The organism is Asanoa sp. WMMD1127, from assembly GCF_029626225.1.
Taxonomy (GTDB): domain Bacteria; phylum Actinomycetota; class Actinomycetes; order Mycobacteriales; family Micromonosporaceae; genus Asanoa.
Map to the genome: position 1 here is coordinate 3,128,477 of NZ_JARUBP010000001.1, position 21,772 is coordinate 3,150,248.

Annotated in this window: 26 protein-coding genes; 13 read left to right on the plus strand and 13 right to left on the minus strand. The window is 73.0% G+C overall.

The annotated features are described in order from the left end of the window. The first annotated feature begins 1 nt into the window (after position 1). Complete coding sequence (locus tag O7635_RS14940; protein WP_278081021.1) at positions 2-757, plus strand: SDR family oxidoreductase; 756 nt, start codon at positions 2-4, stop codon at positions 755-757. Here O7635_RS14940 and O7635_RS14945 read toward each other — a convergent pair. From O7635_RS14945 to O7635_RS14975, 7 genes are read right to left on the minus strand one after another with little or no spacing between them, the layout of a single operon-like run. Further along, complete coding sequence (locus O7635_RS14945; RefSeq protein WP_278081022.1) at positions 754-1,539, minus strand: IclR family transcriptional regulator C-terminal domain-containing protein; 786 nt, start codon at positions 1,537-1,539, stop codon at positions 754-756. The two genes, O7635_RS14940 and O7635_RS14945, sit on opposite strands and share 4 nt — an antisense overlap. Next, positions 1,536-1,913 (minus strand): carboxymuconolactone decarboxylase family protein, encoded by a 378-nt coding sequence (locus tag O7635_RS14950; RefSeq protein WP_278081023.1) that lies wholly within the window; start codon positions 1,911-1,913, stop codon positions 1,536-1,538. Before O7635_RS14950 ends, O7635_RS14945 begins: the two co-directional genes overlap by 4 nt. Next, positions 1,906-3,045: a lyase family protein gene (locus tag O7635_RS14955; RefSeq protein ID WP_278081024.1), complete on the minus strand. Its 1,140-nt coding sequence runs from the start codon at positions 3,043-3,045 to the stop codon at positions 1,906-1,908. Before O7635_RS14955 ends, O7635_RS14950 begins: the two co-directional genes overlap by 8 nt. Positions 3,046-3,049: 4 nt before the next feature. Next, positions 3,050-3,604, minus strand: coding sequence for a protocatechuate 3,4-dioxygenase subunit alpha (pcaG, locus tag O7635_RS14960; protein ID WP_278081025.1), 555 nt, complete (start codon positions 3,602-3,604; stop codon positions 3,050-3,052). Continuing rightward, the gene (pcaH, locus tag O7635_RS14965) at positions 3,601-4,317 is read right to left on the minus strand and encodes a protocatechuate 3,4-dioxygenase subunit beta (RefSeq protein ID WP_278081026.1); all 717 of its coding nucleotides are present in this window, start codon (positions 4,315-4,317) and stop codon (positions 3,601-3,603) included. Before pcaH ends, pcaG begins: the two co-directional genes overlap by 4 nt. Then, positions 4,310-5,074, minus strand: a complete 765-nt coding sequence (locus O7635_RS14970) for a CoA-transferase (protein ID WP_278081027.1) — start codon at positions 5,072-5,074, stop codon at positions 4,310-4,312. Before O7635_RS14970 ends, pcaH begins: the two co-directional genes overlap by 8 nt. Continuing rightward, the gene (locus O7635_RS14975) at positions 5,071-5,874 is read right to left on the minus strand and encodes a CoA transferase subunit A (protein ID WP_278081028.1); all 804 of its coding nucleotides are present in this window, start codon (positions 5,872-5,874) and stop codon (positions 5,071-5,073) included. Before O7635_RS14975 ends, O7635_RS14970 begins: the two co-directional genes overlap by 4 nt. A 191-nt stretch (positions 5,875-6,065) precedes the next feature. Here O7635_RS14975 and O7635_RS14980 point away from each other — a divergent pair, with 191 nt between their 5' ends. From O7635_RS14980 to O7635_RS15015, 8 genes are read left to right on the plus strand one after another with little or no spacing between them, the layout of a single operon-like run. Further along, positions 6,066-7,031 (plus strand): ABC transporter substrate-binding protein, encoded by a 966-nt coding sequence (locus O7635_RS14980; RefSeq protein ID WP_278081029.1) that lies wholly within the window; start codon positions 6,066-6,068, stop codon positions 7,029-7,031. Beyond that, entirely contained in the window at positions 7,031-7,846 is an 816-nt protein-coding gene (locus O7635_RS14985; RefSeq protein ID WP_278081030.1) for an ABC transporter permease, read from the plus strand. Before O7635_RS14980 ends, O7635_RS14985 begins: the two co-directional genes overlap by 1 nt. Beyond that, a complete protein-coding gene (locus tag O7635_RS14990) occupies positions 7,843-8,616 on the plus strand; it encodes an ABC transporter permease subunit (RefSeq protein WP_278081031.1) in 774 nt (257 codons plus the stop codon). The genes O7635_RS14985 and O7635_RS14990 overlap by 4 nt, the downstream gene beginning before the upstream one ends. After that, positions 8,616-9,404, plus strand: coding sequence for an ABC transporter ATP-binding protein (locus O7635_RS14995; RefSeq protein ID WP_278081032.1), 789 nt, complete (start codon positions 8,616-8,618; stop codon positions 9,402-9,404). Before O7635_RS14990 ends, O7635_RS14995 begins: the two co-directional genes overlap by 1 nt. Continuing rightward, positions 9,401-10,858: a benzaldehyde dehydrogenase gene (locus O7635_RS15000; RefSeq protein ID WP_278081033.1), complete on the plus strand. Its 1,458-nt coding sequence runs from the start codon at positions 9,401-9,403 to the stop codon at positions 10,856-10,858. The genes O7635_RS14995 and O7635_RS15000 overlap by 4 nt, the downstream gene beginning before the upstream one ends. 20 nt (positions 10,859-10,878) lie before the next feature. Beyond that, entirely contained in the window at positions 10,879-12,000 is a 1,122-nt protein-coding gene (locus O7635_RS15005; protein WP_278081034.1) for a 5-methyltetrahydropteroyltriglutamate--homocysteine S-methyltransferase, read from the plus strand. A 2-nt stretch (positions 12,001-12,002) separates the two neighbouring features. Further along, positions 12,003-13,172 carry a 4-hydroxybenzoate 3-monooxygenase gene (locus tag O7635_RS15010; RefSeq protein ID WP_278081035.1) on the plus strand — a complete coding sequence of 390 codons (1,170 nt, stop codon included), beginning with the start codon at positions 12,003-12,005 and terminating at the stop codon, positions 13,170-13,172. Then, positions 13,169-14,389, plus strand: coding sequence for an MFS transporter (locus O7635_RS15015; protein ID WP_278081036.1), 1,221 nt, complete (start codon positions 13,169-13,171; stop codon positions 14,387-14,389). The genes O7635_RS15010 and O7635_RS15015 overlap by 4 nt, the downstream gene beginning before the upstream one ends. Here the strand turns inward: O7635_RS15015 and crcB are convergent. After that, positions 14,386-14,751: a fluoride efflux transporter CrcB gene (crcB, locus tag O7635_RS15020; protein WP_278081037.1), complete on the minus strand. Its 366-nt coding sequence runs from the start codon at positions 14,749-14,751 to the stop codon at positions 14,386-14,388. The genes O7635_RS15015 and crcB overlap by 4 nt on opposite strands. Beyond that, entirely contained in the window at positions 14,748-15,221 is a 474-nt protein-coding gene (locus O7635_RS15025; RefSeq protein ID WP_278081038.1) for a CrcB family protein, read from the minus strand. Before O7635_RS15025 ends, crcB begins: the two co-directional genes overlap by 4 nt. A gap of 93 nt (positions 15,222-15,314) precedes the next feature. Between O7635_RS15025 and O7635_RS15030 the strand changes: the two genes are divergently transcribed. Beyond that, positions 15,315-16,658 carry an FAD-binding protein gene (locus tag O7635_RS15030; protein WP_278081039.1) on the plus strand — a complete coding sequence of 448 codons (1,344 nt, stop codon included), beginning with the start codon at positions 15,315-15,317 and terminating at the stop codon, positions 16,656-16,658. A gap of 45 nt (positions 16,659-16,703) precedes the next feature. Here the strand turns inward: O7635_RS15030 and O7635_RS15035 are convergent, their stop codons facing one another. After that, positions 16,704-17,534 carry an SRPBCC domain-containing protein gene (locus O7635_RS15035; protein ID WP_278081040.1) on the minus strand — a complete coding sequence of 277 codons (831 nt, stop codon included), beginning with the start codon at positions 17,532-17,534 and terminating at the stop codon, positions 16,704-16,706. Beyond that, positions 17,531-18,085: a helix-turn-helix domain-containing protein gene (locus tag O7635_RS15040; protein ID WP_278081041.1), complete on the minus strand. Its 555-nt coding sequence runs from the start codon at positions 18,083-18,085 to the stop codon at positions 17,531-17,533. The genes O7635_RS15035 and O7635_RS15040 overlap by 4 nt, the downstream gene beginning before the upstream one ends. A gap of 171 nt (positions 18,086-18,256) precedes the next feature. On the opposite strand from O7635_RS15040, the gene O7635_RS15045 reads away from it, so the two are divergent. Both O7635_RS15045 and O7635_RS15050 read left to right on the plus strand, forming a co-directional pair. Continuing rightward, positions 18,257-18,796, plus strand: coding sequence for a hypothetical protein (locus O7635_RS15045; RefSeq protein ID WP_278081042.1), 540 nt, complete (start codon positions 18,257-18,259; stop codon positions 18,794-18,796). A 16-nt stretch (positions 18,797-18,812) separates the two neighbouring features. Beyond that, positions 18,813-19,838, plus strand: coding sequence for a hypothetical protein (locus O7635_RS15050; protein ID WP_278081043.1), 1,026 nt, complete (start codon positions 18,813-18,815; stop codon positions 19,836-19,838). A 35-nt stretch (positions 19,839-19,873) separates the two neighbouring features. Here the strand turns inward: O7635_RS15050 and O7635_RS15055 are convergent, their stop codons facing one another. Further along, positions 19,874-20,335 carry a GNAT family N-acetyltransferase gene (locus O7635_RS15055; RefSeq protein ID WP_278081044.1) on the minus strand — a complete coding sequence of 154 codons (462 nt, stop codon included), beginning with the start codon at positions 20,333-20,335 and terminating at the stop codon, positions 19,874-19,876. A 100-nt stretch (positions 20,336-20,435) separates the two neighbouring features. Here O7635_RS15055 and O7635_RS15060 point away from each other — a divergent pair, with 100 nt between their 5' ends. Next, complete coding sequence (locus O7635_RS15060) at positions 20,436-20,825, plus strand: RidA family protein (RefSeq protein WP_278081045.1); 390 nt, start codon at positions 20,436-20,438, stop codon at positions 20,823-20,825. Here O7635_RS15060 and O7635_RS15065 read toward each other — a convergent pair. After that, the gene (locus O7635_RS15065) at positions 20,822-21,601 is read right to left on the minus strand and encodes a DUF5937 family protein (protein ID WP_278081046.1); all 780 of its coding nucleotides are present in this window, start codon (positions 21,599-21,601) and stop codon (positions 20,822-20,824) included. The genes O7635_RS15060 and O7635_RS15065 overlap by 4 nt on opposite strands. Positions 21,602-21,772: the final 171 nt, after the last annotated feature.

Below are 21,772 nucleotides of genomic sequence, written 5' to 3' on the forward strand. Positions count from 1 at the left end.
CATGTTGCTCCAAGGAAAGAACACCATCGTGTACGGCGGCGCCGGCGCGATCGGCGGCGCGGCGGCAAGGGCGTTCGCCCGCGAGGGCGCCACGGTGCACCTGGTCGGCCGCACGCGCGCCACGCTGGACGAGGTCGCCGGCGACATCCGGTCGGCCGGCGGCGCCGCCGAGGTCGCCGCGTTCGACGTCTTCGACGAGTCGGCGGTCGACGCCCACGCGCAATCGGTGGTCGACGGCTTCGGCAGCCTCGACGTCTCGTTCAACGCGATCGCCCACCCCTACGCGTTCGGCAAGCCCGTGGTCGAGATGGACTACGCCGACCTTGAGCGCGACGTCACGAGCCGGCTCCGGGCGTTCTGGCTGACCACCAAGGCGGCCGCGCCGCACATGATCCGGCAGGGCGCCGGCGTGGTGCTCGCGTTCGGTGGCGACGGGCCGCCTACGCCGAACCTCGGTGGCCTGCAGGTGTCGCTCGGCGCCGTGGAGATGCTGCGCCGGATCCTGGCCTGTGAGCTGGGACCACAGGGCATCCGGGTGCTCACGCTGCAGACCGGCGGCGTGCCGGAGTCGTTGCCTGGCGACATGCCCCAGGAGGCGCGCGAGGAGATCGCCCGCGGCCTGGTCGAGCCGACGATGCTGGGTCGGGCCGCGACCCTCGCCGACGTGGGCAACGCGGCGGCCTTCGCGGCCTCCGACTGGGCCCGCGCGCTGACTGCGACCAAGCTCAACCTGACCGTCGGCGCGGTCGTCGACTAGGAGACGCGGCGGGTGGCGGCCGGGAGGTCCGCGGAGATGCGGGCCGCAGCGGCGAGCAGCGGGGGCACCAGGTCGCGGCGGATGGCCTCGAGCGTGGTGCGGCTGGCGGCGGTCGACACGTTCACCGCCGCCACCACCCGGCCGGCGCGGTCGCGGATCGGCGCCGCCACCGCCCGCAGGCCCTCCTCCAGCTCCTGGTCGACCAGGGCCCAGCCCTGGGCGCGTACGCGTTGCAGCTCGGTCCGCAGCGCCGTCACCCCGCTGATCGTGCGCGGCGTGAGCCGGCCGATGGCCACGGTGTCGAGATAGGCCGCCAGCTCGTCGTCGGGCAGGCCGGCCAGGAGGACCCGACCCATCGAGGTCGCGTACGCCGGGAAGCGGGTGCCCACGTTGATCGCCACGGTCATGATGCGGGACGTCGGCACCCGGGCCACGTAGACCACGTCCGGTCCGTCGAGGACCGACACCGACGACGACTCGTTGACCTCGGCGACCAGCGCCTCGAGGTGCACCTCGGCCACCTCGGGCAGGGACAGGCTCGACAGGTACGCGTAGCCGAGCTCCAGCACCCGCGGGCTCAGCGAGAACAGCCGCCCGTCGGTGCGCACGTACCCGAGGTCCATCAGGGTCAGCAGGAACCGGCGCGCGGCCGCCCGGGTCACGCCGGTGGCCGCGGCGACCTCGCTGAGCGTCAGCTCCGGGTGGGCGCGGTCGAAGGCCCGGATCACCGCCAGGCCGCGTTCGAGCGACTGCACGAAGTCCGCCGACCGCACCGTCGTCACGACGCCTCCTCGAGGCCGAGCTCCGCCAGTACGCGCTGGGCGGTCGCGAACGCGGTGTTGGCGGCCGGTGCGCCGGCGTAGACCGCGGTGTGCAGCAGCACCTCGCGGATCTCCGTCGGCGTGACGCCCTGGCCGATCGCGGCCCGCACGTGCATCGCCAGCTCGGCCGACGCGTGCTGGCTGGCCAGCAGCGCGATGGTGACCAGGCAGCGGGTGCGCCGGTCGAGCTCCGGGCGGCTCCACACCGCGCCCCAGGCGTGCGCGGTGACGTGCTCCTGCCAGGGCGCGCTGAACGCGGTCGCCGCCGCGGCGGCCCGGTCGACGTGCGCGTCGCCGAGCACGGCGCGGCGCACCGCGGCGCCGTCGTCAGCCATCGGTCCTCCGGGACGTGTGTCGGGCCAGCGCCAGGTCGACGAAGTGGCCGGCGTTGCCCACCGGATCGACGGCGCCGGGTTCGGCCTGCCAGCCGGCCCGGTCGAGGTTGGCCCGCATCACATCGGGGCGCACCACCAGGCCGGACAGGCAGGCATCGAGCGCGGCGGCGGCCGAGCCGACCGCGACCAGCAGCTCGCGCAGGGGCCACCACTCGGCCTGCCAGCCGCCGGCGCCCCGCTGGTGCTCCTGCACGGCGCCGGCCAGCAGCGTCGCGACGAGGCCGGGCGCCTGCGCGGCGGCCGCGAGCGCGCTGACGGCGGCGACCGGGTTCTGCTTGTGGGGCATGGCGCTCGAGCCGCCTGGTGCGCCCTCCGCGACCTCGCCGACCTCGTTCTGGGCGAGCAGGGTGACGTCGCGGGCCGGTTTGCCGAGCGCGCCGGCCGTCACGCCGAGCGTGCCCGCGAGGAGGCCGATCCGGCTGCGTTCGGTGTGCCACGGCAGCTCGGGCGCGTGCAGGCCGAGCCGGTCGGCGAAGTCGGCCAGCGCCGCCGGAGGCAGCCCGGCCAGCGTGCCCACCGGCCCGCCGAGCTGCGCGGTGGGGGCGAAACCGGCCAGCGCGGCGGCGGCCGCGTCGAGCCCGGTCAGCCAGCCGGCCGCGGTCAGCCCGAACGTGGTCGGCAGGGCCTGCTGGAGCAGCGTACGGCCGATCATCGGGGTGTCCCGGTGCCGCCGGGCCAGCTCGGCGGCGGCGTCGGCCGCGCCGTCCACATCGGACGAAATCGCGGCCACCGCCCGGCGGGCGACGAGCATCGTGGCCGTGTCGAGCACGTCCTGGCTGGTGGCGCCGGCGTGCACGTGCGGGCGGACGGCCTCCGGCAGGGCGGCCCGGATCGCGGCGACCAGCGGCACGACCGGGGTCGCGTGCGCGGCGGCGGCCCGGCCCAGCTCGGCCGGGTCGGGGTCGAGGTCGGCGCAGGCCGCCGCGATGGCCGCGGCCGAAGAGGCGGGGATGACGCCCGCGGCCGCGCCGGCGTCGGCCAGCGCCGCCTCGGTGTCGAGCATCGCCCGCACCCAGGCGTCGTCGGCGACCGTGGCGGGGACCGCCCCGCGGGCGAGGATCCCGTCGAACAAGCCCTCAGAAGGTGAAGAAGACGGTCTCATCGTCGCCCTGCAGCGTGATGTCGAAGGCGTAGCCGTCGGCGGTCTCCTTCGCCACCAGGGTCGCCTGCCGCACCGGGTCGATGCGGACCAGCACCGGGTCCTCGGCGTTGGCGGGCTCGTCCGGGAAGTAGACCCGGGTGACCAACCGGTCGAGCAGGCCGCGGGCGAGCACGGTGACGTCGATGTGCGGCGCCTGCGGGACGCCGTCGGGACCCGGCACGCGGCCGGGCCGGACCGTGCGGATCGCGTAGCGGCCGTCGGCGTCGGTCGGGCAGCGGGCGAAGCCACGGAACCCCGGCGTCCGCCGGGCGCCGCGTGGGTCGTCCGGATGGTCGAACCGCCCGTCCGGGTCGGCCTGCCACGTCTCCACGAGCGCGTCGGGCACCGGATCGCCGGCCCCGTCGACGATCACGCCGCGCAGCCAGAACGCGCCGGGCGTGCCCTCGCCGACGGCGTCGGGGCCGTCGGCCCACGGCAGGCCGAGGCCCAGGAAGGGCCCGACCGTCTGGGACGGTGTGCAGCCGATCATTCGTCCTCCATCGGCGTCGCCGCGCGCCCGCGCAGCACGATGTCGAAACGGTAGGCCAGCGACCACTCGGGCGTCGTCGCGTCGAGGTCGAAGGCAGCCACCATGCGTTGCCGGGCGGCCGGATCCCGGACCGAGTTGAAGATGGGGTCCTGGCCGAACAGCGGGTCGTTCGGGAAGTACATCTGGGTCACCAGGCGCTGCGTGAACGCCACGCCGAACAGCGAGAAGTGGATGTGCGCGGGGCGCCACGCGTTGTGGTGGTTGCGCCACGGGTACGCGCCGGGCTTGATCGTGACGAACCGGTAGCGCCCCTCGCCGTCGGTCATCGCCCTCCCCACCCCGGTGAAGTTGGGGTCCAGTGGCGCGGGGTGGCGGTCGACGGCGTGCCGGTAGCGGCCGGCCGCGTTGGTCTGCCAGATCTCGACGAGCGTGTCGCGCACGGGCCGCCCGTCACCGTCGAGCACGCGGCCGAACACCTCGATCCGCTCGCCCTGTGGCTCGCCCTCGTGCTGGCGGGTCAGGTCGTGGTCGAGCGGGCCGACGCGGTCATGGCCGAGCACGGGCCCGGTCAGCTCGGTGAGCCCCTGCGGCAGCACGAGCAGCGGCTGGCGCGGGCTGCGCAGCCGGGTCGAGCCGTACTCCGCCGACGCGAGCGGGGGTTGCTCGTGCTCGGGATGGCTCCGGTACGGCGCGAGTGGCTTCCAGTCAGGCAACGCCGCCTCCTTTCAGACGCGTGAGCGACCGCAGCGCGGTCAGCTCGGCGGTGGTGGGTGGCTCCGTGACGGCCGGGTCGGCACGGACCGCCAACGGCCAGCCGGTCGCGGCGATGACGTCCGGCACGCGTACGCCCGGGTGGATGCTGGTCAGCGTCAGCTCGCAGGTCTCGGGGTCGGGCTCGAGCACGCCGAGGTCGGTGATCACCCGGGTCGGCCCACGGCCGCGCAGACCGAGCGACGCCCGGTGGCCGGGACCGTCGCCGAAGCCCAGCGAGGTGACGAACGCGAGCCGGTCGACCAGGATGCGCGGCCGATGCCGGACGATCACGATGGTCTCCCGGCAGGACGCGGCGATCTCCGGTGCGCCGCCCGCGCCCGGCAGCCGCACGGTCGGGTTGCGGTAGTCGCCGATCACGGTCGTGTTGATGTTGCCGTGCCGGTCGAGCTGCGCCGCGCCCAGGAAGCCGACGTCGACCCGGCCGGGCTGCAGCCAGTAGTTGAAGATCTCGGGGACGCCGACCACCGCGTCGGCCGTCTCACCCAGCTCACCGTCGCCTATGGACAGTGGCAGCGAGCTCGGCTTGGCGCCGATCGTCCCGGACTCGTAGATCAGCGACAGGTCGGGGGAGCAGGTCCGGCGGGCGAGGTTGGCCGCGGTGCTGGGCAGGCCGATGCCGACGAAGCACGACGTGCGGCCGGCCAGCGCCCGGGCGGCGGTGACGGTCATGATCTCGTCGGCGGTCCAGTCGCTCATGCGGCGGTCACCTCGTCGAGCCAGCGCCCGAACGTCTCCCGGTCGCGACTGATCGGGTCCCAGGCCTGGTAGTAGTCGTTGTCGCGGTCGTAGTAGCCCTGCGCGTAGGACGGGTGGGCGCCGCGCGGCACCTGGGCGACGGCGGTGACCACCCAGCTGGGCAGCACGGTCGCGCCGGGCCGGGGGTCGAGCTCGTCGACGATCTCCTCGACCGTGACCAGCGACCGGCGGGCGGCCAGCACCGCCTCCTTCTGCACGCCGGTGATGCCCCACAGCTGCACGTTGCCCCGCCGGTCGGCCCGCTGCGCGTGGATCACCGCGACGTCCGGGTTGAGCGCGGCGACGGCGGTGAGCACCTCGCCGGTGAACGGGCAGGTGACCGTGCTGACCGTGGTGGTGTGCCGGGCGATGTCGGTGCCGACGTAGCCGCGCAGCACCGCGAACGGCAACCCGGAGGCGCCGGCGACGTAGCGGTTGGCCATGCCGGCGTGGCTGTGCTCCTCGATCTCGATCGGCCGGGGCCAGCCGTGCTCGACGGCGTCGCGGAACCGGTGCAGCGAGCCGACGCCGGGGTTGCCACCCCAGGAGAACACCAGGCGGGCCGCGCAGCCGGCGCCGATCAGCTGGTCGTAGACGATGTCCGGAGTCATCCGGATCAGCGTCAGATCGCGGCGGCCCTGGCGGATGATCTCGTGGCCGGCCGCAACCGGGATGAGATGGGTGAAGCCCTCCAACGCGACCGCGTCGCCGTCGTGGACCAGCTCCGTCACACCCTCGGCGAGGCTGACGAGTTCGGCCATGCGGCTCCCAGTCTGTGCGCTATGCGAACAACCGTTCAGCGACTCAGCCTAGGAACCGCAGCGCATGAGCGTCAACAACGAGAAGCATTGACGTAGGGCGTCGCGCGGTTCTAGGTTTCCCGAGTACATCTGTGCGCTATCCGAACACTCTCGCCCCCTCTCCGCTCACCCCTGACGTGGATGGAGTTCTGATGCGTCGCCCCTTGCTTGCCCTGCTCACCGCGGCCGCCTTACTGGCCACCGCCGCCTGCGGTGACTCGTCCGACGACAACACCGCGCAGCCCGGCGGGGCCGCGCAGCCCGACAAGGTCAACGCCGGCGTCATCGCGATCCTCGATGTCGCGCCCATCTACCTCGGCAAGGAGAAGGGCTTCTTCAGCAAGCGCAACATCGACCTGACGCTGACCACCGCGCAGGGCGGCGCCGCGATCGTGCCGGCCGTGCTCTCCGGCGAATACCAGTTCGGCTTCAGCAACGCGGTCTCGCTGCTGCTGGCCAAGTCGCAGAACGCGCCGCTGAAGGTGGTCTGCAACGGCAACAACTCGACGGGCGTCGCGGAGGACTTCGCCGGCCTGTTCGTCAAGCCCGACAGCCCGATCCAGTCGCCCAAGGACCTCGCCGGCAAGACGGTCGCGGCCAACACGCTGAAGAACATCGTGGACACCAGCGTGCGCGCGTCGGTGAAGAAGGACGGCGGCGACCCCGCGGCCGTCAAGTTCACCGAGCTTCCGTTCCCGGAGCAGGTCGGCGCGCTGCAGGCGGGCCGGGTCGACGCCATCTTCGTGGTCGAGCCGTTCCAGCAGGCCGCCGTGGCCGCGGGCATGCGCAAGATCGCGTCCAGCTACGTCGACGCCGCGCCGAACCTGACCGTCGCGATGTACTTCACCTCCACCAAGCTGGCCGGCGAGAACCCCGACCTCGTCGCGCGGTTCACCGAGGCGATGAAGGAGTCGCTGGCGTACGCCGACGCGCACAGCGACGAGGTGCGCGACATCATCGGCACGTACACGAAGATCGAGGAACCGGTGCGGGCGAAGATGACGCTGCCCAAGTGGCCGGCCGAGATCAACACGGCGGCGGTCGACGCGCTGGCCGAAGCCGCGGTCGCCGACGGCCTATTGACCCAGAAGCCGGACGTGGCGGGGCTGCTGCCCTGATGGTCGCTGTCGCGGCGCGCGCTCCTCGGGTGACCGGCCGGCGGTTCCGGTCGGTCACCCTGGGCGTGCTCGGCCTGCTGGGGTTCGCGCTGCTGCTAGAGGTGGCGCCGCGGGTCGGCGTGGTGCCGATCGAGTTCGCGCCGCCCACCAGCCAGATCCTGGTCACCCTGGCCGAGCAGCTCGGCCAGTCGTCGTTCTGGGCGGCGCTGGTCGACACCCTGACCACCTGGGCCTACGGGCTGCTGATCGCGGTGGTCGCCGGCACCGTCGTCGGCGTGCTGCTCGGCTCGGTGCCCGTCCTGCGCACCGCGACCGCCACGACCATCGAGTTCCTGCGGCCGATCCCGTCGGTCGCGCTGATCCCGCTGGTCATCGTCCTCTATGGACCGACGATCCGGTCGACGCTGGTGCTGGTCGTCTACGCCGCGTTCTGGCAGATGCTCATCCAGGTGGTGCACGGCGTCGTCGACGTCGACCCGATCGCCCGCGACACCGCCCGGTCGTTCCGGCTCGGCCCGTGGGCCCGCATCCGTTACGTGATCTGGCCCAGCGCCCTGCCCTACGTGATGACCGGCCTGCGGCTGGCCGCGGCGGTCGCGCTGATCCTGACGATCACCGGCGAGCTGGTCATCGGCTCACCCGGTCTCGGCAAGGAGATCGACAACGCACAGCAGAGCAACGCGGTCCGCATCGTGTACGCCCTGATCGTGGTCACCGGCATCCTCGGCGTCCTGATCAACGTCGTCATCCGGCAGGTCGAACGCCGCGTGCTGGCCTGGCATCCGGCCGCCCGAGCCGAGACGGTCGTGCGATGAGGGTCGTCTGGCGGGTGCTGCTCACGGTCGGTCTGCCGATCGTGCTCGTGGCGGCGTGGTGGTTCGGCTCGGCCGGCAGCCAGGACTTCTACTGGCCGTCGCTGTCGACCATCGTCGACGCCGCCGTGCGCACCTGGACGTGGGAGATGCTCCAGCAGCAGGTGCTCCCGTCCCTCTGGCGGCTGCTGGTGGGCTACGCCGTCGCGGTCGTCGTGGGCGTCGCCCTCGGCGTGCTGATCGGCACGTTCCGCTCGGTCCGGTCGCTGCTGGAGCCCGTGCTGGAGTTCCTGCGCGCGTTCCCACCGCCGGTGCTCGTGCCGGCCGCCATCCTGCTCGCCGGGATCGGCGACCGCACCAAGATCCTGGTCATCGTCTTCGGCTGCGTCTGGCCGGTGCTGCTCAACACCATCGAGGGCGTACGCGGCCGTGACGAGGTGCTCAGCGACACGTGCCGCACCTACCGCGTCACCGGGCTGCTCCGGCTGCGCCACCTCGTGCTGCGCGCCGCCAGCCCGCAGATCGTCACCGGTGCCCGGCAGGCCCTGCCGCTGGCCATCATCCTGATGGTGATCAGCGAGATGATGGCCGCCAACGAGGGCCTCGGCTTCACGGTCCTGCAGTTCCAGCGGGGTTTCCAGATCCCCGAGATGTGGAGCGGCGTGCTCCTGCTCGGGCTGATCGGCATTGTGCTCTCCCTGCTGTTCAGAGTGGCCGAGCGGTCGCTGCTCGGCTGGTACCACGGTCAGCGCGCCGGACAACGGGAGTGGTGATGCTCGAAGTCAGGAACCTGCACAAGGTGTACGACGGGCACGGCCGGCGGGTGACCGCGGTCGGGGACCTCACCTTCACCGTCCCCGAGGGACAGTTCGCCTGCGTGGTCGGGCCGTCCGGCTGCGGCAAGACCACGCTGCTGCGGGTGCTGGCCGGGCTGCTGCCGGCGACCTCGGGCGAGGTCAACGTGCGGGGCAAGCCCGTCACCGCGCCGCCGCCCGACCTGGCCGTGGTGTTCCAGGAGTACGGCCGGAGCCTGTTCCCCTGGTTGCGGGTCCGGGCCAACGTCGAGCTGCCGCTGAAGGCACAGGGGATGGGTCGGGCGCAACGGCGGACGCTGGCCACCGAGGCGCTGGCCGCCGTGGGACTGTCCGATGTCGACAACGCGTACCCGTGGCAGCTGTCCGGTGGCATGCAGCAGCGGGTCGCGATCGCGCGGGCCATCGCGTACCAGCCGAAGGTGCTGTTGATGGACGAGCCGTTCGCGGCGGTCGACGCGCAGACCCGGGCCGACCTCGAAGACCTGATCCGGTCGGTCTGGCAGCGGCTGGGCGTGACGCTGCTGTTCGTTACGCACGACATCGACGAGGCGGTCTATCTCGGCCAGCGGGTGATCGTGTTGTCCGCGTCGCCGACCACGGTCGCCGAGGACCTGACCATCGACCTGCCCGCCGATCGCGACCAGTTGAGCACGCGGTCCGACCCGCGGTTCACCGAGTTGCGCGGCCAGGTCTACGCCCGCATCCAGAAGGTGAAGACACCGGCTTCGGAGGGAGCACCGGCATGACGTTCTTCGACCCCGCCGCCTGGGACGGCAAGGTTTTCACCGGTGACTGGTCCACGCCGTCCGGCGGGTCCACGCCGATCCTGGAGAAGGCGACCGGCGAGGCGCTGGGCCGCACGGGAGTGGCCGACGCGGCCGACGTCGCCGGGGCCGCCGCGCTCGCCGCCGCCGCACAGCGCCCTTGGGCGGCCACCTCGTTCGAGGAGCGGGCCGCCGTGCTGCGCCGGGCCGGCCAGCTGATCGAGGCCAATGCGGCCGAGCTGCGCGACTGGGTGGTCCGCGAGACCGGCGCCGTGCCGGGGCTGGGCGACTTCGCGGTCGGCGTGGCGACCCAGGAGTGCTACGAGGCGGCCGCGTTGGCGCACCGGCCGGCGGGCGAGATCCTGCAGAGCAACCAGCCCCGGCTGAGCCTGCTCAAGCGGGTCCCGGTCGGCGTGGTCGGCGTCATCTCGCCGTTCAACGTGCCGCTGATCCTGTCGATCCGTTCGGTCGCGCCGGCCCTGGCGCTGGGCAACGCGGTCGTGCTCAAGCCCGACGTGCGTACGCCGGTCAGTGGTGGGTTCGCCATCGCCCGGGTGTTCGCCGAGGCCGGCCTCCCGCCCGGGTTGCTGCACGTGCTGCCCGGCGAGGCCGAGGCGGGCGCCGCGCTCGTGGCCGAGCCGGCGATCCGCGTGGTCTCGTTCACCGGCTCCAGCGCCACCGGGCGCCGGGTGGCGGAGCTGGCCGCGCGGCACCTCAAGCGCGTCCACCTGGAGCTGGGCGGCAACTCGGCGCTGATCGTGCTCGACGACGCCGACCTCGAGCGGGCGGTCTCCGCCGGCGCCTGGGGCTCGTTCCTCCACCAGGGCCAGATCTGCATGACCGCCGGGCGGCACCTCGTCCACGAGCGGATCGCCGACGACTACGTGGCCGCGCTGGCCGCGCACGCCGACCACCTGCCGGTCGGCGACCCGTTCACCGGTCAGGTGGCGCTCGGGCCGCTGGTCGACGAGGGCCAGCGCGACAAGGTGCACGCGCTGGTCACCGCGACGGTCGACGCGGGCGCCAAGCTCGCCGCGGGCGGCACGCACGAGGGGCTGTTCTACCGGCCGACGGTGCTCGACGAGGTGCGCACCGACATGCCGGCGTACGCCGAAGAGGTGTTCGGTCCGGTCGCGCCGGTCGTCCGGTTCGGCTCGGTGGACGAGGCCGCCGCGCTGGCCGCCGACACGGGCTACGGCCTGTCGCTGAGCATCCTGACCGGCGACGCGATGCGCGGGCTCGCGCTGGCCGAGCGGATCCCGACGGGCATCGTGCACATCAACGACCAGACGGTCAACGACGAGGCGGTGGCCCCGTTCGGCGGGGTCCTCGACTCCGGCACCGGCGCGCGGTTCGGCGGCGCCGGCAACCTCGACGCGTTCACCGAGCAGCGCTGGATCACGCTGCGCGGTGACATCCCGGCCTACCCGTTCTGACCCCCTGTGAGGTGCGAAAGATGACGTTGCGCGACACGCCGCCGTTCCGGGCCGATCACGTGGGCAGCCTGCTGCGCCCGGAGCGCCTGCTGAAGGCGCGGGCCGACCGGGCCGCGGGGACCATCTCGGCGCAGGAGCTGCGGGCCGTCGAGGACGACGCGATCCGCGAGGTCGTGCGGATGCAGCGCGACGTCGGGCTCCGGTCGGCCACCGACGGCGAGTTCCGGCGTACGTCCTGGCACATGGACTTCATCTACCAGCTCGGTGGCATCCACAGCACCGACGAGAAGATCCGGGTGCACTTCCACAACAAGGAGGGCGACCTCGACTTCACCTCGGCGGCGCTGGCCGTCGACGGACCGGTGCGCCTCGAGAAGACCATCTTCGGTGACGACTTCGCCTTCTTGAAGTCCACGGTGGACGACGACGTGACCGCGAAGCTGACCATCCCGTCACCGAGCATGGTGCACTACCGGGGCGGCAAGGCGTCCATCGACCCGGCCGTCTATCCCGACGAGGAGCAGTTCTGGACCGACCTGTCGGGCGCGTACGCCGCCCAGGTCGCCGCCGTCGCCGAGCTCGGCTGCCGCTACCTCCAGCTCGACGACACCAGCCTGGCCTACCTCAACGACCCCGAGCAGCGCCGGCAGCTCACCGAGCGCGGCGACGACGCGGAGCACCAGCACCTGCGCTACATCAAGCAGATCAACGCCGCGATCCAGGACCGGCCGGCGAGCCTGTCGGTCACCACGCACATGTGCCGCGGCAACTTCCGGTCGTCGTGGGCGGCCGAGGGTGGCTACGACTTCGTCGCCGAGGCGCTCTTCTCCGAGCTCGCCGTCGACGGTTTCTTCTGCGAGTTCGACGACGAGCGCTCCGGCGGCTTCGCGCCGCTGCGGTTCGTGCCGCCCGGCAAGATGGTCGTCCTCGGGCTGGTCACCACCAAGCGGGGCCAACTGGAGTCCAAGGACGCGCTGAAGCGGCGGATCGACGAGGCGGCCAAATATGTGCCGCTGGAGCAGCTCTGCCTCTCACCGCAGTGCGGCTTCTCGTCGACGGTCGAGGGCAACGCGCTCAGCTACGACGAAGAGGTGGCCAAGCTCCGGCTGATCGTCGAGACCGCGGAAGAGGTGTGGGGCTGACCGTGGAGACGCGCACGCAGGTCGGCATCATCGGGGCCGGCCCGGCCGGCCTGGTGCTCGCCCACCTGCTGCGGCAGCGCGGCATCGACTGTGTCGTGCTGGAGCGCCAGTCCCGGTCCTATGTGGAAGCCCGGATCCGGGCCGGGGTGCTCGAGCACGGCACGGTCGACCTGCTCACCTCGCTCGGGCTGGCCGACCGCCTGCACCGTCAGCGGATGGTGCACCACGGCATCGAGCTGCTCTTCGCGGGCGAGGCCCACCGGATCCCGCTGACGGAGCTGGCCGGTCGGGAGATCACCATCTACGGGCAGCACGAGGTCGTCAAGGATCTGATCGCCGCCTGGGACGGGCCGCTGCACTTCTCGGTCTCCGACGTCCAGCTGGCCGACCTCACGGGCGAGCCGATCATCTCCTATGTGGACGTCGACGGCGTCGCGCGGCGGCTGCGGTGCGACGTGGTGGCGGGGTGCGACGGGTTCCACGGCGTGTCCCGGGCCGCTATCCCGGCCGGCGTGCTCACGGCGCACGAGCGCGACTATCCGCACGCCTGGTTGGGCATCCTGGCCGACGCGCCGCCTTCGTCCGAGGAGCTGATCTACGCGCACAGCTCCCGGGGCTTCGCGCTGCACAGCATGCGCTCGCCCACGGTGACCCGGATGTATCTCCAGGTGCGGCCCGACGAGAACCTCGACGAGTGGCCCGACGACCGGATCTGGGCCGAGCTGCGGGCCCGGCTCGCCCGGTCCGACGCCGGCTGGCAGCTCGCCGACGGCCCGATCCTCGAACGGTCCGTGGCGGCCATGCGCAGCTTCGTCGTCTCGCCGATGCAGCACGGTCAGCTGTTCCTGGCCGGCGACGCGGCCCACATCGTGCCGCCGACCGGCGCCAAGGGGCTCAACCTGGCGGTGGCCGACGTCAAGGTGCTGGCCGACGCGCTCACCGGCTGGTACGCGACCGGCGACCGCTCCGGCCTCGACGCCTACTCCGAGACCTGCCTGCGCCGGGTGTGGCGGGTCCAGCACTTCTCGTGGTGGATGACCTCGATGCTGCACCCGACCGGCGACGACCCGTTCGACCTGGCGTTGCAGCTCTCCCAGCTGCGCTACGTCACCTCCTCGCGCGCCGCGGCGACCTCGCTGGCGGAGAACTACGTGGGTTTCCCGTTCCCGTGACGGGTCGCCTGCGCACCGCCGGCTGGCTGGCCGCCGTCCTGCTCGCCGCGCTCAACATGCGGCCCGCCATCGCGTCCGTGCCACCGATCGTCGACGCCGTGCGCGACGCCCTCGGGCTCTCCTCCTCCGCCGCCGGCGTGCTCACCTCCGTGCCGGTCGTCTGCATGGGGCTGTTCGCGCCGGCCGCGGCGTGGGCGGCGGCCCGCTGGGGCACGGGGCGGACGATGGCGCTCGCGCTGGCGCTGCTGGCCGTGGCCACCACCGTGCGGCCGCTGGCCGGGGTGGGCGTGCTCTACACCGCGACCGTGCTCGCCGGCGTCGCCATCGCGGTCGGCGGCGCGCTGATGCCGGCGCTCGTGCGGTCCCGCTTCCCGGACCGGGTCGGTCCCGTCACCGGTCTCTACACGACCGCGCTGATCTCCGGCGCGCTGATCGGGGCCGGTGGCACCGAGCCGCTGCGGGCCTGGCTCGGTGACTCGTGGCGGGCGGCGCTGGCGATCTGGGCCCTGCTGGCCGTGCTGGCGCTGGTTCTCTGGCTCGTGGTGCGGCCGGCAGGGCCCGGTGCCCTGTCGCCGGCCGCCGGCCCCGCCGTGGCGGGTGGTTGGTCGCCCTGGCGGGATCGCGGCGCCTGGATGGTCACCCTCTACATGGGAGGGCAGTCGCTGCTCTACTACGCCCCGTTGGCCTGGCTCGCCGCGCGCTACACGGAGCTCGGCTGGTCGGCGGCGCGGGCCGGCGGGCTGCTCGCCCTGTTCAGCGCCACCCAGGTCGTCTCCGCGCTGGTGGCGCCGGCCCTGGCCCGGCGTGACCCGCGGCCGGCGATCGTCGTCAGTTTGCTGGTCGCGGTCGCCTGCCTCGGACTGATCGGCGTGGCTCCGCTGGCGGCGCCGGAGCTGTGGGCGGCCTTGCTCGGGGTCGGCGTCGGCGCCAACTTCTCGCTCGCGCTGACCGTGGTCGGCCAGATCGCGCCGACGCCCGCGGACACGCCGCGGGCGTCCGGGATGGCGTTCTTCGTCGGCTACCTGCTGGCCGCGGCGGGACCGGTCGCGGTGGGCTTCCTGCACGACCTGACGGGTGGCTTCCGGGCGCCGTTCCTGGCCCTGGTCGGCTTCGGCGTCGCCGTGCTCGCATTCGGCTGGGCCGCCGGCTCCGCCGTAAAGGAACGGTCCGTTCCTATCGCTTTCCGCATAGGAACGGACCGTTCCCAACACGCCTAACGCCAGACGGCGGTGCCGATCGCGACGCCGGCGAACGCAGCACCGAGGCCGGCGGCGATGCTTACCGCCGCGTTGGCCAGCGCGCGGCGGGGCGCCCGCTGCTCGAGCAGCCGGACGGTTTCGTAGCCGAAGGTGGAATAGGTCGTCAGCGCGCCGCAGAAGCCGAGGCCGACCAGCGCGTACACCCCGGTCGTGGTGGTCGTGCCGCCGGCCGCGAGGCCCAGGATCAGCGAGCCGACGACGTTGACGGTCAGGGTGCCGAACGGGAAGTGGCCGCGGTGCAGGCGCTGGATCGCCCGGTCGGTCAGGTAGCGGGCGGGCGCGCCGACCGCCGCGCCGAGCGCCACGAACAGCAGGGTCACGACTTCCCCCGCCAGGCCACGAAGCGGGCCGCGGTCATGCCGACGAAGACCGCGGCACAGGTGGCGAGCAGCGTGCCCACCAGGTAGGCCGCGGCGGTGCCGGGCGCGCCTGCCGTGATCAGGTCACGGCTCTCGACGGCGTACGTGGAGAAGGTCGTGTAGCCGCCGAGGACGCCCACGCCGAGGAACGGGCGGAGCAGGCGTTGGCCGGTCAGGATGTCGGTGACGACCACCATGAGCGCCCCGACGAGGAGGCAGCCGGTGACGTTGATCACGAATGTGGCCCATGGGAAACCGCCGAGCGGGGCGGGCCAGGCGTGCCCGATTCCATAGCGGGCGAGGGCGCCGAGGACTCCGCCGGAGGACACCGCGACCAACACCGGCCACTGCTTCTCGCGGCGTTGAGCGGGAATTTCGAGGTCGACGTCGGAGTCGGTCGGCAGGCCCGGCTCGGGTCGCGAAAACCTCATGAATCTCCCCCCGCCGACGGTCACGATGGTAATGGGAATGTCGCACCCGGCGGTTAGAACAGACGGGACACGTCCCGCCAACGGAGGAGCGCCATGACTTCCACCCTGTCGGCACAGGTAACGGGCCCGGTGCTGGCCCCTTACGACGAGGGCTACGCCGACGAGGTCGCCGCCTGGAACCGGGTGGCCACGCACACGCCTGACCTCGTGGTCGGCGCCGCGTCGGCCGACGACGTCGCCGCCGCCGTCCGCTACGCCCGCGACCACGGCCTGCACGTCACGGTCCAGGGCACCGGCCACGGCGCCGAGGCGTCCGTCACCTCGGGCCTGATGATCACCACCAAGCGGCTCGACACGCTCACGATCGACCCCGCCACCCGCACCGCCACCATCGGCGCGGGCCAGCAGTGGGGCAACGTGGTCGCGGCGGCGGCCGAGCACGGGCTGCTGCCGATCTCGGGCGCGGCCTCCACTGTGGGCGTCGTCGGCCTGCTGGTCGGTGGCGGCCTGGGCCCGCTGGCCCGCAGCCACGGCTACGCCTCCGACTACGTCGAGAGCTTCACCGTCGTCACCGGGCAGGGCGAGGTCGTCGAGGCCAGTGGCACCGACCACGCCGACCTGTACTGGGCGCTGCGCGGCGGCAAGTGGGGCCTGGGCATCGTGACGGAGGTGCGGGTCCGGCTGGTCGAGCTGACCCGGCTCTACGCCGGCTCGCTGATGTTCGAGGGCGCCGCGATCGAGCCGGCCTTCCGGGCCTGGGTCGACTACACGGCCACCGCCGACGACCAGGTGTCGACCAGCGCCGCGATCATCCGGATGCCGCCGTTCGAGCAGGTGCCCGAGCCGCTGCGCGGGCGCACGCTGCTGACCGTGCGGTTCGCCTACCCGGGCGACGTCGACCGCGGCGCCTCGCTCGCCGCCCCGCTGCGGGCCGCGGCGCCGGTCTATCTCGACGGGCTCGGGGAGCTCCCGGCCGGGCAGATCGCCCGGATCCACAACGACCCGACCGAGCCGGGCGCCAGCCAGGTCTACGGCCTGCTGCTAGACCCGGTCGACCAGGACTTCGCGACCGCGTTCCTGGCGGCCTTCGGCCCGGAGGCGGAGACCCCGTTCGTCTCGGCCGAGCTGCGCCACCTCGGGGGAGCGGCCGCGCGTGACGTCGAGGGCGGGTCGGCGGTGGCCGGCCGCGCGGGCAGCTTCGCCTGCTCGCTGGTCGGTGTGCGGCCCGACTTCTTCGACAAGGTGCTGCCCGACGCCGCCTACGACTGGCAGGAGGCGACCGCCCGGTGGGTGCGCGCCGACGGCAACGCCAACCTGATGGGCCTGCCCGTCACGGCGGAGCGGCTGGCCACCATGTGGTCCGAGGGCGCCAACATCCGGCTCGGCGAGGTCCGCTGGCGTTACGACCCCGACGGCGTCTTCGCCAAGCCGGCCTGAGCCGGTTGCCGGGGTGCCCGCCGCCGGCGGGCACCCCGGGCGCGCTCAGGCCGGCAGGAAGATCTGCGGCCGGCCAGGGTGCTCGTGGAAGCGGCGCAGGCCCGCGACACCGGAGAGCACACCACCCCAGGCCGCGTACGGCGGGTTGGCGGTGTCGAAGCCGCTCTGCACGAGGGTGATCCGCGTCCGGCCACCGGAGCCGGCCAGCTCCCAGGTGCCGACGCCGCCCGGGCCCCAGTCGACCGAGAGCCGCGTGTCGGGCACCAGCTCCAGGATCTTCGCCGGGCTGGGGTTGTTGTCGAGCCCGCCCATCGCGAACCGGCCGCCCTCCCAGGGCTCGATGCCGACCGGGAAGCCGAACCACTCGCTCGCCTGCGCGGAGTCGGTCAGCGACGCGAAGACCCGTTCCGCCGGCGCGCCGACCTCGAACTCGGCGCGGAGGTCGGCCGAGGTGAAGTCGACCTTGGGGGTCAACGCCCGCCCCTCCAGGTGGTCGGCCAGGTTGGCGATCGCCAGCGCCCAGAAGGTCTGCAGCACGCCGCGGATGTTGCCGCTCATCACGTCGGCGAAGTCGAAGTGGCTCTGGTCGACGGCGACGATCGTGCTGTCGTCGCCCTCGGCCTCGAGCGTGATGTCGGTGGTGGTGTCGACGCCGTCGAGGTGCCAGGTGAACGCGACTCCGGTGTCGTCGGCCCGGATCGGCCGCTGGTGGGGCGCATCGCCCTCGGGCGTGTAGCGACCCCAGAACTGGTAGCGCCCCGGCAGGTCGACCTCGGCGTGCTCGGCCAGCCACATCCGCAGCTGGGCGGCGTCGGTGAGCGCCTGGTGCACCTGCTTGATCGGTGCGTTGACCCGGGCCTTGGCGATGACGGTCATGCTTCTTCCCCCTTGGGATAGGTGGCCACGACGAGCTTGAAGGCGTCGCCTTCGGCTCCGCCGTAGCGGGTGAACAGCGCCTGCAGCGTCGACTGCAGGTCGTCGAGGAACTCCTTGCGCCGCTCGGGGCGGATGCGGATCTCACCGGAGAGGCCGATGGACGGCAGCTCCGGCGCGGTGCGGTCCAGCGCGCCGATGTCGGCCTGGACCTCTTCCATCAGGTCGAGCAGGTAGCCGAGGCTCAGCTCGTCCTGGGCCTTGCGCAGGCCGATCCGCCCGACCAGCCGCGGCGACAGCCAGTAGGACCGGGCGCCGGCCTGGTAGATCCCCTCGCTGATGCCGCGCACCTTGCGCTCCGACACCTGCGTGGCGAGGCCGGCTTCGACCAGCCGTTTGACGTGGTAGTAGACCCGCTGCGGGGTCTGGCCGAGCGCCGTCGCGACCTCGGTGCAGGTGCGGGGCTCGGCGAGCTGCCGCAGCACCTCGATCCGCTGCGGCTTGAGCAGTGCCTCGGCCTGCTCGATCTGCTCCAGGTACAGGACATCTCTCATAGCGAAAACGAGTCTTTACGTAAAAGAAGATTTTGTCAATAGGCTCGGTGGTGCCGCTGAGCTGGGCGTTTTTGGCGATACGCCAGCTTTCAGACGTGAGTGCTTCTTATGGTGATTCCGCAGCTTCCGTCGTGACGCCCGTGCAGGGCGTGTTTCGTGAGGAGTAGCCCCATGTACAGACGCGTCACTCTGATGTCCGTCGTGGCGGCCGCCGCCGCCATGGTGGGGATCGGCGCCGCGCCCGCTGTGGCCGCGCCCGGACCCACCGCCACCACCGGCATCACCTTCCAGATCACCGCCGGCGGCCTGACCATCACCGCACCGGCCAGCGTCAACCTCGGCTCGGGGGTGACCGGCGGCACCGTCAGCGGCGCCATCGGTCCGGTCCAGGTCGTCGACCAGCGCGGTCTGCTGGTCGCCGCGTGGACCGCCACCGTCTCGTCGACCGCCTACACCACCGGCGGTGGCACCGCGCCCGAGACGATCGCGGCGTCGGCGGCCACGTACACCCCTGGTCTCCCGACCGCGACCACCGGCGTGCCGGTCCCGGTCGCGGGCCTGCCCGGGACGCTGGGCGCGCCGCGCACCGCCTACACCGCCACGGCGGTCGGGTCGAACTCCGTGACCTGGAACCCGAACCTCTCCATCGCCATCCCGGCGGCCGCGGTCGCGGGCACCTACTCGGGAACGGTGACCCATTCGGTGGCGTGACCGGTTCCACCTGGCAGTGGCGATCGCGGCCCTCGTGGCCGCGGTCGTCATTCCGTCGTCCTCGTCCGCCGCGGTCCCGGCGGCGCCTCCGCTCCCGGCCGCGGCCGGGGCGACCGGCGAGGACAACCAGGTGGGCATCCGGCTTCTCGAAGCGCCCGTGGCACGGCGGGACGACCCGCGGGCACACATGTACATCGTGGACCATCTGGCGCCCGGCACCCGGATCAGCCGGCGCTTCGAGGTGGTCAACCGCACCGACGAGGCGCGGGAGTTCGAGATCTACCCCGGCGCGGCGACGGTCGAGAACGACGAGTTCGTCTTCGGCACGGACCGCGAGACCAATGAGCTGAGCTCGTGGACGAAGGTCTCCGTCGACCGGGCCGCGTTGCAGGCCGGCGAGAGCATCGAGGTCGACGCGCTCATCGAGGTGCCGAAGCAGGCGTCGCGCGGCGAGCGCTACGCGGTGCTGTGGGCGGAGACCCGCGCCGCGCCGGACAAGAAGGGCAACATCGGCGCGATCCGGCGGGCCGGCATCCGGGTCTACCTCAGCGTCGGCCCGGGCGGCGAGCCGATCTCCAGCTTCGACATCGGTGACGTCACGGCGAGCCGGGGCGACGACGGCGTGCCGCGCATCTCGGCGGTCGTGCACAACACCGGCGAGCGGGCGCTGGACATCAACGGGACGCTGAAGCTCGAGGACGGACCGGGCAGCATGCGGGCGGGCCCGTACCAGCTGGCCACCGTGACCACCCTCGCGCCCGGCGCCAGTGGCATCGTCGTCGCCGCACTCGACGCGAAGCTGCCCGACGGCGCGTGGCGGCTCGAGTTGGAGCTGGCCAGCGGCACGGTCAAGCGCCACCTCGACCTGGCCGTGACGCTGCAGCCGCCGGGCCTGAGCATGGTCGCCACGGTGATCGAGAACTGGTGGGGCTGGATCGGCGGCGCCGTGGCGGCGCTGGTGGCCTTCGCCCTGGTCGCCCTGCTCCTTTTGCGCCGGCGCCGGCCGGCCACCGCCACGACCTATCGGCCGCGGCACCTCTGATCCCGCGTGACCCGGGGCCCTTCGCGGCCCTGGGCCTACGCGCGCTCCATCACGATCTCGGCGGGATCTTCCGGACTCGGTCCGATGTGGACGAAACCGGCGCGTTCGTAGAGGCGGATGGCGGCCGCGTTGTCCTTGCGGACGGACAGCTGGACCCGGGTGGCGCCGCGCGCGGTGGCCCAGGCGGCCAGGTCGGCGATGAGCGCGTCGCCCACCCCGTGCCCGCGGCCCGCCGGGCTGACCCAGACCGAGATGACCTCGATCGCCCCGTCGCCGGCCGGCACGCCCGTGGCCATCCCGACCGGGGCTCCGTCACGATAGGCGACCAGGTCGCGGGCGCCCGGGATCCGCAGCCGGTCGCGCCACTGCTCCTCGCTCGCGTCCTGCCAGCCGGCCAGCGTCGACCCGAACGCGTAGGGCGCCTCGGCCAGCGCCGCGAGCCGCAGGTCGCGCCACAGCTTCCAGTCGTCCTCGGACAGCACGCGCAGATCAACCATGGCGAGCAGGATGCCGTGCCGGCGCGCCGTCCGCCACCGGATTCGGTGATACGCCGAAACGTTCGCGCCCGCCCCGGCCGCCCGCCTAGCGTCGGCCGCCATGACCTACGCGATCGAACAGCTCAACCCCGCGATCCTGCCCGAGCGGACCGGCGCCTACACCCACGGCACCGTCGTCACCGGCGCCCGCCGCACGGTCTTCGTCAGCGGTCAGGTGCCCTGGGCCGAGCAGGGTGTCGTCCCGCCGGACTTCGCCGACCAGTGCCGGCTCACCTGGCGCAACGTCCTGGCCGTCCTGGCCGAGGCCGGCATGGGCGTGCCGAACCTCGCCCAGGTGACGACCTACCTGTCCGACCGGGCCTACCGCGAGGAGAACGGCCGCATCCGCCACGAGGTGCTCGGCGACCATCGACCGGCGATCACCATCATCATCACGGACATCTACGCGCCCGAATGGCTCCTGGAGATCGAGGCCGTCGCGGTCGACTAGGCGATGAACGTTTCCAGCAGCTGCCAGCCGAGGGGGCTGGGCTCGTGCCGCGCGCGGCGGGCCTCGCGGACCGTCACCACCAGACCGGCGCGGCGGAGGTGGGCGACCTGCGCCGAGGCGGTCGAGGGGGCGACGCCCAGCGCCGCGGCCAGGTCGCCGGTGCCACAGCCCGGCCGGGTCGCGATGGTCCGCAGCACCGCGGCCCGCCGTGCGCCGATCGGGTCGGCCAGGCGCCCGCCGGGGTCGCCCGGGTTCCGCCAGAACGCGCCGGCGGTGCGGGCCGGGTAGAAGAGCATCGGCTGTTGCCGGTCGTTGAGCTGCCGATGGACGCCGTCGGTGAGGAACATGCTCGGCACGAGCACCAGCCCGCGCCCGTGCAGCGGGTAGTCGGGCTCGGGCGGGCCCGCGTACTCCAGGAAGGGGTGGTGCCAGCGCACCAGGTCGGGGTTCAGCGTCGCCAGCATCGTCTCGACACCGTGCCGGGCGGCCAGCCGCGCCCGATGCGCCACGTCGGCCGCGAGCTGCGCGTGCAACCGTGGCCAGTCCTCGGCCAGCAGGGCCCGGTGCAGGGCCGCGAACGACGTAGCGAGCGTGCGCCGTCCGCGGTCCGGATGCGCCACCAGGTCGTCGACCACCCGCACGCGGGTACGCAGGACGGCGCCGAACGCGACCGTGTCGGCCACCACCGGCGCTCCCGGATCGTCGAGCGCGGCCGCGAGCTCCTCGGCGAAGGTGCGCGCGACGCGGGGCGGCTCAGGCGTCAGGAAATCGGGCATGTGGCGCGGATGAGCCCCGCACAGCGCGAGCGCGGGAGCGGCGGCCGCGGGCAGGACCCGCCGTGCCGCGTGCCGCCACGCGGCCAGCCCCGGGCGGTGCCTGCCGCAGTCCCAGACCGCGGGCGGCCTTCAACGTCTCCTGGAACGGCAGGACGGCGAACCGGATCCGGC